Source organism: Shewanella sp. 5S214, assembly GCF_041439795.1.
GTDB lineage: Bacteria > Pseudomonadota > Gammaproteobacteria > Enterobacterales > Shewanellaceae > Shewanella > Shewanella vesiculosa.
Genome location: NZ_JBGOOV010000014.1, coordinates 1,987 through 16,867, shown reverse-complemented (window position 1 = coordinate 16,867; position 14,881 = coordinate 1,987). Strand labels below are relative to the sequence as shown.

Annotated in this window: 13 protein-coding genes and 2 tRNA genes; 4 read left to right on the top strand and 11 right to left on the bottom strand. The window is 41.1% G+C overall.

Annotated features, from left to right (window positions below):
- Positions 1-6: 6 nt before the first annotated feature.
- The 3 genes from yajC to queA form a co-directional block, all read right to left on the bottom strand.
- Entirely contained in the window at positions 7-339 is a 333-nt protein-coding gene (yajC, locus tag ACED29_RS11025) for a preprotein translocase subunit YajC (protein ID WP_124016296.1), read from the bottom strand.
- 25 nt (positions 340-364) lie between these two features.
- Positions 365-1,489 (bottom strand): tRNA guanosine(34) transglycosylase Tgt, encoded by a 1,125-nt coding sequence (gene tgt / locus ACED29_RS11020; RefSeq protein WP_124016295.1) that lies wholly within the window; start codon positions 1,487-1,489, stop codon positions 365-367.
- Between the two features lie 142 nt (positions 1,490-1,631).
- A complete protein-coding gene (gene queA / locus ACED29_RS11015; protein ID WP_371697677.1) occupies positions 1,632-2,672 on the bottom strand; it encodes a tRNA preQ1(34) S-adenosylmethionine ribosyltransferase-isomerase QueA in 1,041 nt (346 codons plus the stop codon).
- A gap of 457 nt (positions 2,673-3,129) precedes the next feature.
- On the opposite strand from queA, the gene ACED29_RS11010 reads away from it, so the two are divergent.
- The 3 genes from ACED29_RS11010 (at position 3,130) to ACED29_RS11000 (ending at position 5,164) form a co-directional block, all read left to right on the top strand.
- Positions 3,130-3,729, top strand: a complete 600-nt coding sequence (locus ACED29_RS11010) for an ACP phosphodiesterase (RefSeq protein ID WP_124016293.1) — start codon at positions 3,130-3,132, stop codon at positions 3,727-3,729.
- A 26-nt stretch (positions 3,730-3,755) separates the two neighbouring features.
- Positions 3,756-4,346 carry a protein disulfide oxidoreductase gene (locus ACED29_RS11005; protein WP_182723282.1) on the top strand — a complete coding sequence of 197 codons (591 nt, stop codon included), beginning with the start codon at positions 3,756-3,758 and terminating at the stop codon, positions 4,344-4,346.
- A gap of 164 nt (positions 4,347-4,510) precedes the next feature.
- A complete protein-coding gene (locus ACED29_RS11000; RefSeq protein ID WP_371697676.1) occupies positions 4,511-5,164 on the top strand; it encodes an RluA family pseudouridine synthase in 654 nt (217 codons plus the stop codon).
- Between the two features lie 79 nt (positions 5,165-5,243).
- Here the strand turns inward: ACED29_RS11000 and sstT are convergent, their stop codons facing one another.
- From sstT to ACED29_RS10970, 6 genes are all read right to left on the bottom strand, one after another.
- Complete coding sequence (sstT, locus tag ACED29_RS10995) at positions 5,244-6,476, bottom strand: serine/threonine transporter SstT (protein ID WP_182698087.1); 1,233 nt, start codon at positions 6,474-6,476, stop codon at positions 5,244-5,246.
- Between the two features lie 497 nt (positions 6,477-6,973).
- Positions 6,974-7,876: a chemotaxis protein CheV gene (locus ACED29_RS10990; RefSeq protein WP_124016289.1), complete on the bottom strand. Its 903-nt coding sequence runs from the start codon at positions 7,874-7,876 to the stop codon at positions 6,974-6,976.
- A gap of 523 nt (positions 7,877-8,399) precedes the next feature.
- Positions 8,400-8,879, bottom strand: coding sequence for a dual specificity protein phosphatase family protein (locus tag ACED29_RS10985; RefSeq protein WP_124016288.1), 480 nt, complete (start codon positions 8,877-8,879; stop codon positions 8,400-8,402).
- Between the two features lie 11 nt (positions 8,880-8,890).
- Positions 8,891-10,174: a DEAD/DEAH box helicase gene (locus ACED29_RS10980; RefSeq protein ID WP_124016287.1), complete on the bottom strand. Its 1,284-nt coding sequence runs from the start codon at positions 10,172-10,174 to the stop codon at positions 8,891-8,893.
- A gap of 71 nt (positions 10,175-10,245) precedes the next feature.
- Positions 10,246-10,797: a methylated-DNA--[protein]-cysteine S-methyltransferase gene (locus ACED29_RS10975; RefSeq protein WP_371697675.1), complete on the bottom strand. Its 552-nt coding sequence runs from the start codon at positions 10,795-10,797 to the stop codon at positions 10,246-10,248.
- A 4-nt stretch (positions 10,798-10,801) separates the two neighbouring features.
- Positions 10,802-12,337 (bottom strand): DNA-3-methyladenine glycosylase 2 family protein, encoded by a 1,536-nt coding sequence (locus ACED29_RS10970; RefSeq protein WP_371697674.1) that lies wholly within the window; start codon positions 12,335-12,337, stop codon positions 10,802-10,804.
- A gap of 223 nt (positions 12,338-12,560) precedes the next feature.
- On the opposite strand from ACED29_RS10970, the gene ACED29_RS10965 reads away from it, so the two are divergent.
- Positions 12,561-14,390, top strand: coding sequence for an ABC transporter ATP-binding protein (locus ACED29_RS10965; RefSeq protein ID WP_371697673.1), 1,830 nt, complete (start codon positions 12,561-12,563; stop codon positions 14,388-14,390).
- A gap of 319 nt (positions 14,391-14,709) precedes the next feature.
- On the opposite strand, the gene ACED29_RS10960 is transcribed toward ACED29_RS10965, so the two are convergent.
- A tRNA-Val gene (locus ACED29_RS10960) sits at positions 14,710-14,785 on the bottom strand.
- A 28-nt stretch (positions 14,786-14,813) separates the two neighbouring features.
- Positions 14,814-14,881, bottom strand: a tRNA-Val gene (locus ACED29_RS10955).

Below are 14,881 nucleotides of genomic sequence, written 5' to 3'. Positions count from 1 at the left end.
TTGGCTTTATAACGACTGGATAGAACCTTTAGGCAATACCGCTGCAATATAATCCTTTTTGATCGTGATTTGGTTGTTATCGTTAATAGCTAATAACACATAATCACTTTCTTCACCGATTTTGGTTACTTTGCCTAGAATGCCACCACTGGTTAATACTTCATCACCTTTTGAAATAGAGGCCATTAAGTTTTTGTGTTCTTTAACACGCTTTGACTGCGGACGGAAAATCATGAAGTAAAAAATTAATCCAAACATGACTAGCATGAAAATTAACTGCATGGTTTCGCCACCGGCAGCGCCACTGATTGGGTTTGCATATGCATTTGAAATAAACATAGTTCTCTCTTCTTATTAGCTAAAATTAAACGGTTAATTCAGGTACTTCACGACCGAAACTGGTGTAGAACTCCTTAACAAAGGTGTCTAATGTACCTGTCTCAATTGCGCCACGCAAACCTTCCATCAACATTTGATAATATCGTAAATTATGGATGGTGTTTAAACGCGCACCTAAAATTTCATTACAACGATCTAAATGGTATAAATATGCACGTGAATAGTTTTTACAGGTGTAACAATCACACTTAGGATCTAATGTTGATGTATCATCGCGATGACGCGCATTGCGGATTTTAATCACACCTTCACTGGTAAATAAATGACCATTACGGGCATTACGCGTTGGCATAACACAGTCAAACATATCCACACCGCGACGCACTCCCTCAACTAAGTCTTCAGGTTTACCTACGCCCATCAAGTAGCGAGGTTTGTCAGCAGGGATCTGCGGACAAACATGCTCTAAAATGCGGTGCATGTCAGCTTTAGGCTCGCCCACGGCTAGACCACCAACGGCATAGCCATCAAATCCAATATCTAAAAGACCCTTTATACTCTCGTCACGTAAGTCTTCAAATACTCCACCTTGAATAATACCAAACAAAGAGTTTGGATTTTCTAAGCGGTCAAACTCATCTCGCGAGCGTTTTGCCCAACGCAATGACATTTGCATCGATTTACGCGCTTCGTCATGAGTTGCTGGATATGGAGTACATTCATCAAAAATCATCACCACGTCAGAACCCAAAGAATCCTGAATTTGCATTGATTTTTCTGGGTCTAAGAAAATCTTTTCACCGTTAATCGGTGAACGAAAATGCACACCTTCTTCGGTTATTTTACGGATGTCACCTAAGCTGAACACTTGGAATCCGCCTGAGTCCGTTAGAATTGGACGCTGCCAATTCATAAAATCGTGCAAGTCACCATGCTTACGCATGATTTCTTCACCTGGACGCAGCCATAAATGGAAGGTGTTACCCAATAAAATATCGGCACCCGTCGCGCGCACTTCTTCCGGCGTCATCCCTTTTACGGTACCGTATGTTCCCACTGGCATAAATGCTGGCGTTTCTACGGTGCCACGATCAAAAATAAGACGTCCGCGACGTGCACGACCATCTGTTGTATCTAATTCAAATTTCATAAATCACCTTGCCAGATAAACAGTCTGACTCGTTTAGTTTCTATAGTAATGAGGGCAAATCTTAATGCTTCAAGGTTACTGAGACATTAAATCAAAAAAACGCCCACTATTGTGGGCGAGTATTTTAAATCAAATTCGTTGCTTAGGGGGCTTTTTTCGTCACAAACATGGCATCACCATAGCTAAAAAAGCGATATTTCTGCGTAATAGCATGTTGATAAGCGTTCATCACTTCATCAAAACCAGCAAAAGCGCTTAATAGCATGATCAATGTCGACTCAGGCAAATGAAAATTGGTCACCATGGCATCAACGATTTTAAATTGAAAACCGGGATAAATAAAAATATCTGTATCACCACAGAAGGCTTGTAATGGGCCATCGCCACTGGCTCTGGCTGCACTTTCAAGCGAACGAACAGACGTTGTTCCGACGGCAATCACACGATGACCATTGGCTTTGGTTTGTGTGATGAGATCAACGACATCTTGGCCAACATTAGCCCACTCTGAATGCATTTTGTGCTCAAGAATATTATCAACTCGAACCGGTTGAAACGTACCTGCACCTACATGCAAGGTCACAAAAGCAATATTGACACCTTTAGCTTTTAATTCAGCCAACATGGCATCGTCAAAGTGCAAACCTGCCGTTGGCGCAGCCACAGCACCTGGCGTTTGGTTATATACCGTTTGATAACGCTCTTTATCAGCGTCTTCATCTGGACGGTCGATATAAGGAGGCAGAGGCATATGGCCGACATCTTCAAGCACTGCTAATACACTTTTATCAGACAGAAGCTCAAGTTCGAACAAGGCATCATGACGGGCTAACATTTTCATTTGATATCCGCCATCTAAGTCGATAAGAGTATCAACTTTAGGGGATTTAGAACTGCGAACATGGGCCAAAATACGTTTGTCGTCAAGCATACGTTCTACGAGAATTTCAAGCTTCCCACCCGTAGATTTTTGCCCGAATAATCGCGCTGGAATAACTCGAGTGTTATTAAACACCATCAAATCACCAGGGTTGATCAAATTGAGTAAATCGGTGAATTGTTTGTCGGCAAGCTGACCGTTTTCGCCACTTAGCGTGAGTAAACGCGAAGCATTGCGTTGTGCTGTCGGATAGCGAGCAATTAGCTCATCTGGGAGTTCGAACGAAAAATCTGCAACGCGCATGGTATAATCTCAACAGTAAAAACGGCCGCTAGTCTATGGCGAGCGCCGGTTAAGATCAAGTTTACTGATTACTTTTTTGTCGGTTTTTGTTTAATAACCTCTGTAGCAATATCATCTGTATCAATCGAATTGGGCTTAGCGTCATTAAATGGTTGATTCGACTTATATGAATGCTCTTCGTAGCGCATATCTATGTGTACTTTATTTCTCTTAGGTACTGTAGACCGACCTAATAACTTTTTTATCAAACTCTTCATCATCCTTGACCCTTAAGATTAATCATATACCCTTTAACGGCTGTTATATTTGAGCATGTCACAACAATAATGATGTCCAATACTCAATGACATTTTTATATAAATCGTTATGATTAAGTTCACACTCTAGCCTAATTGTAACAGTTCGTTACAAACGGCTTGTATCATACTGTAAAATAATAAAATTAGAAGTACCATTTATGAACTTTCTAGCTCACTTACATTTAGCCGACATCAGCAATACTCACCTAGTAGCTAATTTGTCGGGAGATTTCGCCAAAGGTAACATTAGCCAACATCCGAAGCATCTGCAGCAAGGAATATGGCTACACCGTCAAATAGACCAAATTACTGACAGTCATGAAATTATTATCGATTTGCTCAAGTTATTCCCTAAAACCTCACGTCGGGTAGCCCCCATATTGATTGACCTAGTATTTGATCATTATTTAGCCTTTTATTGGGAAGAGTACCATCATCAGCCACTAGATGAGTTTTGTCAAAAAGCCTACCACCAGCTCAATACGACACTTGAACTCCCTTCGACATTACAAGCAATAGCGCCACAAATTATTGAGCAGGATTGGTTAAGTAGTTATCAAACAAGGCCGGGGTTAAACCAGGCGATTAAGGGGGTAAGTAAGCGATTATCAAAACCTGAATTGTTTGACCATGCCATTAAAGATATTGATAAAATTTATGTTGACATCGAAATTGCATTTAGAACCTTTTATCCGCAATTGATGGCCTATAGCAGATTGTATAGTCGTAAAACGCCTGCTGAATATTTACCATTATAGAGAGAAATAACAGGAGTGAATTAAGAATGCCATCATGGGTAATCAACCTAAAATCTACCCTCAAATCCAAGCGATTTTGGCTTACAAGCCTTCGTGATATCACACTCATTGGAATAGCATTATTTTTTATTGCCAGTTATTTGCAACGAGATATGCGCAAAGGTGCTGCTGTCCCAATTGAAGCACACTCGATAACCAATAAACCCATATCACTGTTTACCTCAACATCTGTTGAGATGGAACAGCAATCCAACTCTTTGAGTATCAGCAATAAACCTACGTTGGTATATTTTTGGGGTACTTGGTGCCCGATATGCCAAGTCACCTCGCCTATGGTTAACTCGGTCAGTTCAGATCAAGATTATCAAGTGGTTTCTATTGCAGTTGCATCAGGTACCGATGCTGAAATAACAACCTTTATGCAGCAGCATGATTATCGTTTTGAGGTGATCAATCAACAAAACCAACCTCAGGCAATATCATTAAGCCAACAATGGGGCGCAATGGCTCTACCCGCGATTTATATCATCGATACGAATAACAATATTCGCTTTGTCACCTCAGGCGTAACCAGCAGTTGGGGCATGTCGTTGCGCTTGTGGTTAGCGACTTGGTAAACAACCTTTAGCCAAACATCTCTATATCAATTGGATAATTGATTTTTTGTTATTAGCAAAATTTTGTTATTATTCTCACCATAAGTGCGCATGGCTGAGTACTCATAAGCATCAGTGCCACACATCTTACCTGAATCAGACTCAATCAAAGAGAACACCTTATCATGCACATCTTTACATATAAGCCGCCATCTATTCCTTGGTTGGACATTCGCTATAAAGACCGTGATATTATCGTGATTAATAAACCTTCTGGGTTATTATCAAACCCAGGACGCTCGCCAGACACATTTGATACCGCAATAACCCGCTTGCAACTATGCCATCCTGAAGCCATTTTGATCCATCGTTTAGATTGCGACACCTCGGGTATTATGATTTTTGCGCGAACCAAAAAAGCCGAATCACATTTAAAAATTCAATTTCAAAATCGCCAAGCCAAAAAAGTGTATATTGCAGAAGTCACTGGCCACGTCGATGAACAGCAGGGGAAAGTAAACTTTGCTATCGGCCCAAACCCTGATTCGCCGCCATTTCAAATGCTCACCAGCACAGGCAAAGCTGCGTTAACCTACTTCCAAGTACTTGAACATAGAACACACTCAACCTTGATGGAACTTAAGCCGCATACGGGTCGCACTCATCAACTTAGGGTGCATATGTTATCCCTTGGTCATGCTATTTTAGGCGATGAATTTTATGGTGATGCAGCAACGATCAATGCCAGTAAACGTTTAAACTTGCATGCACAGTCACTGACAATTACTCACCCTTACAGCCAAGCTGAAATGACTTTTTTTAGTCAGCATCCATTTTAATAATATGAGTGAAGCCAGATTAGACGAAAAAAAATGCTGACGCGGTGACGTCAGCATTTTTTTAATCAGTGTCATAACATTAACTAGCTTGAGCAGCTTCTTTCGCTTCAGCGGCTTCACATGCTGCAGCGGTAAATATTACATCCGTAGAGCTATTCAATGCTGTTTCAGCAGAGTCTTGGATCACTCCAATGATAAAGCCAACAGCCACCACTTGCATCGCAACATCATTAGAAATACCAAATAAGCTACATGCTAATGGAATCAACAATAGCGACCCACCGGCAACACCTGATGCACCACAAGCTGAAACAGAAGCAATAACACTCAATAACAGTGCCGTCATAAAATCGACTTGAATTCCCAATGTATTTGCAGCAGCTAAAGTTAATACCGTAATAGTAATCGCTGCACCGCCCATATTGATGGTTGCACCAAGAGGAATAGACACTGAATAGGTGTCTTTATGCAATTTAAGTTCTTCACATAAAGCCATGTTTACCGGGATATTGGCTGCACTAGAACGAGTAAAAAATGCCGTAACCCCGCTTTCACGTAAACACTTAAACACTAATGGATAAGGATTACGTTTAATTTTGACATACACAATAATAGGGTTAACCACCAAAGCAATAAATAGCATCGATCCCACTAACACCATCAGTAATTGACCATAGCCTGCTATGGCTTCAAAACCTGTTTCGGCAAAGGTAGCAGCCACTAAGCCAAAAATACCGATAGGTGCTAAACGGATAACAAAGCGGACAATATTCGACACTGCATCACTGACATCAGAAAGCATTCTCTTAGTACTGTCACTGGCATGATGCATGGTTATCCCTAAGCCTGCACCCCACACCAAAATGCCAATATAATTACCGGTTAATAATGCATTAACTGGATTATCGACAATTTTAAATAATAAGGTATTGATAACTTCACTAATGCCTTGAGGAGGATTTGAGCCTTCAATTCCGGCGGTTAATAGTAAAGTGGTTGGAAACGCAAAACTAAATAACACTGCGGTTAATGCTGCAGCAAAGGTTCCCAGAAGATATAGCCCAATAATCGGACGCATATTGGTTTGGCTATTTTTCTTTTGATTAGCAATAGATGATGCCACCAAAACAAAAACCAGTATTGGCGCAATCGCCTTTAAAGCTCCCACAAAGAGTGAGCCTAAAAAAGCCACATTGTTGGCACCAGTTGTGGAAATACTTGCCAGGACCACACCCAAAATGATCCCGCTGATAATTTGAAGCACAAGGCTACCGTGAGCGATACGAGCGAATAGTGATGTTTTTTGATTCATTACTTAACCTATGATTATTATATTTATAGCTTTTTATGATCAAGGTTTTACTTATCTTTAGAAAGGGAAACATCAAAATGTTAATCATATCTGAACAGTTATCACCCACTGCATGTGGTGATATAAAACATACGTTTTAATACTGACAACATCATTGATAATATCAATGCTATTACTGAAAACACCCTGCTGTTTTACTCATTGATGTACGATCAATTCAACACGCTCAATTAACACACTTCAATCATTCCGTTTTCAGGGATAGCACTCCCTCATTAAAGTTAAGCATTACCTTGTGAACAGCGAATATACTGAACACTGTAAAAGCCTCATAGCTATATATCAGGATGGTGTGTGATAAGTCTAGTATTGATACAAAATGAGTAAAAAAATTTAAGCTTCGCTCATAAAGAAAGCATTAAATTGAAGCTTACCGACAACTTGCTGCAAAATTGTTAACCATGTTAAAAATGAATAAATATCAAAAAATATCACCATTAACTTGGTTGTAATGCCTGTGCGCCTCTAAGCATTGCTTCAATCAGCTCTTTAGCATCAAATTTCGTTAATGCCTCATTGGCGCCAACTTGCTTGGCTTGGCTGACACTTATTTCACTCGATAATGAGGTATGAAGAATAATATATGCATGCTCAATTGCCGGATTATTTTTAACTTCGAAGGCTAATTCGTAACCATCTAGACCTGGCATTTCAATATCACTTACCAATAAGTCGATAGGTTTTCTTTCTGCGGCGGCTAGCTGCATCATTTGCAATGCATCACGGCCATCTGCGGTGACTTGATACGCTATATTAATGGAGTCCAGAGCATCGGATAATTGTTTACGGGCAACTTTGGAGTCATCCACCAACAAAATACGCAATGGTGATAATTTTTCACGTTGAACATCGGTTAATATTGCTCGATTACTAATGGGATCATCAGGGAATATTTTCGATAATAACAATTCGACATCAAGTAATTGCACTAATTGATCATTAAAACGAGTGACACCAGTTAAAAAGGCATTTTTGCCTAAGTTGCCAGAAGGCGCCTCAATATTACGCCAATTACACTCAATGATCTTATCAATGCCACGCACCAGAAAACCAATGACCATTCGCTGACAATCGGTAATGATGATGTAGCAATCTTTTCGCTCAGATTCACTCACAGGTTTATAGCCAATAGAAGCCGCCATATCAATAACCGGTATAGTCATACCACGAATAGTCGCCGCGCCAAGAATAGCAGGGTGAGAATGCGGGATTTTAGTTAAAGGAGTATACGGTACGAGTTCACGAATTTTTAGAGTACCCAAGGCAAATAATTGTGTTTGATTCAACTTAAAAAGCAACAGCCCCTGTGATTGATTCGCTTTGCTTATTTTAGGACTCATTATTACCCCTTCATCTGAAGACTGAAATCAACTTCACTATAGCATTTATTGGCAATATGTAGACTAGCTTTTATCGTCATTTATCTACAAATAGCATTACAAATCACAAAATTAGCAATTCACCTGATAATAGTCAGCACTGATATAATGCCGATTGCGATCACGCTTCAATACATCATTTTTTGTCATTAATTCTTGATAAATATTACCGAGTTATCAAGTTACGTTAACCGCTTGCCGCAAATGACTATTGCTATCAATACTCTTGTCACCACGATTAGTCTATATGGAACGGAAAAGGCAGCTCAAAAAATAACGTAAACTTCAAATAGCTAAATGCTGTGTGACAATTCACATTATAGGCATTACCTGACATAACTGCCTAAAATATATATCAAATGACTCATGAGCATAAATATTTACGCTGATCTAAGCCCTTTAAAACAACGAAAGGAGACATAGATGAAATCAATGATTGATCTCATCTATTGTCTCCCTGATGCAATATTTAAATTTAACTCAATTAGTTTGAAGCAGATTGGAGCTCGTAGAGTACGTCATACACAAACTGATCCCAACCATCAGCATCAAACGCTAAACCACTGGCATTACGCACTTGACTAACGGCATGTAAGGGCGCTGCACCATTTTCCATCATGTAATAAGCCATTACCACTTCAGTACGATTAATGCCTGAACGACAATGAAGTAACACAGGTAAATTATCAGCTTCACACTCACGAATAAATGCGAGTACCTGAGGTAGTATTTCAGCACAAATGGCTAAATCCTCAGGCTCAGGTGGAATATTGTCAGGTAAATTAAATACTTTATGACGAATACCTAACTCTGCCATGGCCTTAGTGTCGCAACCTTCACCATTGTTTAATGATGCAATTGCACCGAAACCCGCTTGCTGTAACTCAGCTAAGTTCCATGCATCTTTGTTTGGACCACTACGACCTGCAACTTGTCCATCAACTAACCAAAAAATATGTTTCATATTACCTACTACTAATCTGGTTTTTTAGCCCAAATATCAACATTAACTGAGGACAACTTTTTACGTTTCTTTTTACCACTGCCTTCAGGCTTAGCCATTGGCTTAGGTTGTTCCAGCACGTTTTCGGGCACTACATCATCAGCCTCAAATCCAACAACTTGTTCACGCTCAAGGCGGATCTGATTCTTCTTCTCGATAACACTGAAGTGATGATACTCATCATGGGACAGCAAGGTCAACGCTAAACCGACCTCTCCTGCACGTCCACTTCGACCAATTCGATGCATATAATCTGCTGGACTGCGCGGTAAGTCAAAATTAATTACCACTGGTAATTTTTCAATATCAAGACCACGGGCAGCAATGTCTGTTGCAATGAGCACTTGAATCTCGCCGGCTTTAAAACCTTCCAATACCCGACTTCGCGCACCTTGCGCTTTATCTCCGTGAAAGACTTCAGCAGTGATACCACGTTTAGCTAATTTTTGAGCTAAATGATTACAACTATTTTTAGCGCCGACAAAAATGAGCACTTGACGCCATTGATGTTGTTGAAGCAGATGAGCCAGTAAGGCAGTCTTTTTTTCACGATTAACCGTCATGACACGCTGAACTAAGGTGCTTGCTTCAGCACTTTGTAATTGTATCTCAAGCGGATTGACTAACAGCGCTTGCGTTAGTTGGCGAACTTCATCAGGGAAAGTGGCAGAAAACAATAACGTCTGTTTTTTCTTAGGAAGTAAGTCAAGCACCTGAGTAAGCTCTTCAGTAAAACCTAGACTTAACATACGGTCAGCTTCGTCAAGCACTAAGGTTGACACTTGAGATAGCTTTAATGCGTTAGACGAAACTAAATCGAGCAGACGACCTGGTGTTGCGACCACGACATCAGCACCACCGCGTAATGCTAACATCTGAGTGTTAACAGAAACACCACCAAAGGCCGCAACCACTTTAATGTCACCATTTAAGTGAACCGCATAGGATTTAAAGCTGTCGGCAACTTGCTTGGCTAACTCTCTTGTAGGCACTAAAACTAACGCACTAACAAAATTTCCTTTAGATGATACAGCTTGACGACTGACTAATTGATGCAATATCGGTAGCGCAAAAGCAGCTGTTTTACCCGAGCCGGTATTGGCACCTGCTAGTAAATCTTTACCAGTTAGCGTGCTTGGAATAGTTTCAGCTTGAATAGGGGTCGGCTGAAGGTGATTAAGCTCAGCCAATCTTGCCAACAATGGAGTATGCAGGCCAAATTCAGCAAAAGTCGTCGCGAGAGAAGCTTGGGTCATGTATCAAATGCGCTCAAAAAATGAATATCAATCGCGCATTTTAACGTACTTTACCCCAGCAGTCAGATAAATTAACGAATTTGTTCAATCCCTTCTAAGTCGAGTAACCACTGTTTCATCTCAAGCCCATAAGCATAACCAGTTAGCTTGCCGCCCTTGCCTATCACGCGATGGCAAGGGACAATTATCGCTATCGGATTGGCGCCATTTGCTGCACCTACCGCTCTGACCGCTTTAGGCCTACCTATGGTATTAGCGATATCACTGTAACTGCAACGCATTCCAAATGGCAACTGACTCAATGCTTGCCAAACCTCTTGTTGAAACACAGTCCCTTTCGGCGCTAAGGTCACATCAAATTGTTGCCTTGACTTAGCGAAATATTCAGCTAACTGAATCACAGTTTCATCAATGTGGCGCTGCGCCTCTAGTAATATAGCGCGATCAGGCTCGATATCGCTTTGCGGTAAAGCAACTTGGGCATGAACGTTTACCGTTAAACTCCTTTGAGCCAGATCCTCAACCTGTAAATGGGTTAATCCATGCTCAGATGCTTTAAGCGACAGTAAGCCAACAGGACTCGTAACTAAGGCATGGCACTTAGGCGACGTAAAATGGGTCATAAAATTATCCGTTTTTGGCAGCGACAGGATCGTAATCCCAAAGCTGAAAGGTTAAGTAACTGCCCCAAGGTGATGCTTGTTTTGTCATATCAGCAGCAATACTTAAATATGATTTTGGTGTTTCAATGGATTGACCCGCCTGTTCATGTAACGCATACAAGCGCTTTTTGATAACTAAATCAGAACTCAAAAACATATCTGGATCACTTAAGCCGCGCATCTTAGCGTACGCGACAGTCCACGGACCAATACCTTTTACTTCAAGCCAGTCGTCAGGTGTTGAGTCTGCATGTTGATGTACAAATTTCCCCAAAGCATTCAATGCTAATTTTCGAGCACCAGGCATGTTTAGTTCATCCAATGATGCTGCAGCAATAGTTTCTGGCGTCGGAAATAATCGCCAAGTCTTACCATCAATGAGAAGTGCTGTACCATAATGCTTAACCAGTAAATTTAATAACTTAGTCGCTTGCAATACACTCACTTGTTGCCCTAACACAGCTCTACAAGCAGCTTCAAACACACTGCCCGTGGCTGGAATACGCAAGCCAGAGTCAATTTGAGATCCTAATGTAATAATGGGTAACAATGCTTGGCGAATAACGACCATGTCAGCATCTAAATCGAACATACGTCGTAATTGCAGTACAATATGATGTAATGATTTAATATCGTTAGCATCTAGTAAGTAAATACTCACATCCAGCTGGGGTTTATCGATATTAGGCGAAACATAAAAAAAACCGTCAACCCCATCAAATGAAAATGTTCGACCATAACGACCTAACTCATCGTCAATAACTTCCATATTGTCGACCTGACGAAATGCATAAAAAGCTAACATTTTACTCCAACTCAGAGGCGGTCGGTAAGATAATGCTAATGTTATTGGTTTACTGTAAGTTCTCACTTGGTTATCGTTATAAGAATGAGTGTCGTCCGTTGAACCTCGGCTTTTTTGGCGCAAATCACTCGGGGTTAACAGTAACTGTTGTTTGAAAAATTCATTAAACCGCCTGATGCTATTAAAGCCTGCAGCCATAGCAACTTCAGTCATTGATAATTGTGTTTGGTGTAATAACTGTTTAGCAAACATCAACTGCTGATATAACGCAAAGCGTTTAGGCGATGTCCCCATTCCTTGATTAAAGAGTTTATGTAGATAGCGACTGCTAATGCCGAGCTTTTGTGCCAACGACTCGACAGTTCCAGCGTTGTCGCCACTTAAAAAGCCTTGTTCAATTAACTTGATGGCTCGCATTAATGTTGTTTGAGTGCCTAACCACGCAAAGGAGCTTGGAGCACTATCTGGTCGACATCTCAGGCAAGGCCGGAGCCCTGCATTCGCCGCTTTTATAGCAGAATCAAAGTAACGAACATTTTTTTCATAGGGCGCTGGGGCGGGACAGATTGAGCGGCAATAGATCCCGGTGGTAAGTACCCCAGTAAAAAATTGACCATCAAAGCGTGCATCACGACTCAATCTCGCCTGTTGGCAGATCTGAGCTGTAATATTGCAATCGCTGTTAATCTGTACCATTAATTCCGTTAGCCTCGTTAACTTTAGTCAAGTGCAATAGATAAACTGAACCTTTTTCAGTGCACTGCGTATTTGAGTAATTATCTTACCTAAACACAACAACCACGACTAGCGGAAAACGGAACTCAATCGTTTCGTATAATGTAACAATTTAACCGATTACATTTGGTAGATTTACGTTATCCTAGTCAGCAGAATTTTCACCATTACGTTAGAGCATTAGATGTTTAAATTTTTTGAATCATTGACCCAAGCACTGCCACAAGAAGAGCCGACCCAGCCCCCCAATACCCTGTATGCATTTTGCCGCCATTATACCCGCGGATTTGGGTTACCTTTAATTGTGATGTCGGTGCTAACGGCCATATTGGCGATCTTGGAAGTCTCGCTCTTTGGGTTTATGGGCAAATTAGTCGATTGGTTAGTGACCAAAAACCCGCAAACCTTATGGCAAGATGAAGGTACAACATTAATTATCATGTCGGTGCTTGTGTTAGTGGTTATTCCGCTGATTGTCTGGCTGCATGCGTCTATCGTGCATCAAACACTATTGGGCAACTACCCTATGGCGATTCGCTGGCAAGCACATCGCTATTTGCTCAAGCAAAGCATCTCATTTTATCAAGATGACTTTGCCGGACGAATAGCCACTAAGGTTATGCAAACATCGCTTGCGGTCCGTGAAACTGTGATGAAATTACTCGACGTTCTCATGTATATCTTGGTTTATTTCACCTCGATGCTGGTGATGATTGCCGCTGCTGATGTGCGCCTGATGCTGCCCATGCTGGTATGGTTGGCTGCTTACGTCTTAATTCAGTGGAAATTAGTGCCAAAGTTAAAGGCGATATCCACAGAGCAAGCCGATGCTCGTTCAACCATGACCGGGCGTATTGTTGACAGTTATACCAATATTTCTACTGTAAAGCTGTTCTCACATACCACCCAAGAAGCTGACTATGCTCAAGACAGCATGACACATTTCTTAAAAACTGTTTATGGCCAAATGCGCCTGGTAACGATCATTAATGTCTTAGTACAAATCATTAATTACGTGTTGGCGTTTACTATCGCTGCGGTATCTATTTGGTTATGGGCTGACAATGCGATTACGGTTGGCGCAATTGCCATTGCTGTAAGTTTAGCCCTTCGTTTAAATGGTATGTCACAGTGGATCATGTGGGAAATCAGTTCGCTATTTGAAAACATTGGTACCGTTACCGATGGAATGAATACTTTATCGAAACCGATTGCGATTCAAGATAAACCCAACGCCAAAGACATTACTGTAGATCAGGGTAAAATCGATTTTAACCAAGTGAGTTTTCATTATGGCGAAAAAGCAGGAGTCATTGAACAGCTAAACCTGAATATTAAAGCTGGCGAAAAAGTCGGTTTAGTAGGACGCTCTGGTGCAGGAAAGTCGACATTAGTAAACTTACTAATGCGTTTTCATGATGTTGAAAAAGGCCAAATACTCATTGATGACCAACCTATAACAGATATTACCCAAGACTCATTACGGGCAAACATTGGTATGGTTACTCAGGACACATCTTTGCTGCATCGCTCAATTCGTGAAAACATTTTGTACGGCGATCCACATGCCAGTGACGAGCAACTAGTAGCGGCTATCACTCAAGCACAAGCAGCAGAGTTTATTGATAATTTAACTGACCCATTTGGTAACAAAGGACTCGATGCCCAAGTTGGTGAGCGCGGAGTCAAGCTATCTGGTGGCCAACGCCAACGCATTGCCATAGCAAGAGTATTGCTAAAGAATGCGCCCATTTTATTACTTGATGAAGCAACATCAGCGCTCGACTCTGAAGTCGAAGCCGCGATTCAAGAATCATTGTATGAATTAATGGAAGGCAAAACAGTGATAGCGATAGCGCATCGACTGTCGACGATTGCTGCTATGGATAGGCTAATTGTGTTAGATAAAGGCTGTATTGTTGAGCAAGGAACCCACCAAGAACTCATTGACGCTAAAGGCATATATGCACAGCTTTGGGCTCACCAAACCGGTGGTTTTCTGGGTTTAGATTAAAACCTACCCGAGATAGTTTGTAACTAACCTCTACTGCAAAAGCCACTCACACAATGAGTGGTTTTTTTATTGTGGTATAAACAATAGGATTCAACACAAACAGCTATATTCGCGACTAGGCCAATACTAAAAATGAACAGATATGATAATGGAAATCAAAAAATCATGATGTTTTGTTTAATTAGGTTGGGATTATTTTTGATGGTGTTTGATGGTGTTTGATGGTGTTTGATGATGTTTGATGATGTTTGATGATGTTTGATATTGAGGATGAAGCTAGATGGTGTTTGATTATGTTGATATTGAGGATGAAGCTAGATGGTGGTCGCTACTGGGCTCGAACCAGTGACCCCCTCCTTGTAAGGGAGGTGCTCTCCCAGCTGAGCTAAGCGACCTGGGATATAGCGCAAAACTAAATTGATATGGTGGTCGCTACTGGGCTCGAACCAGTGACCCCCTCCTTGTAAGGGAGGTGCTCTCCCAGCTGAGAT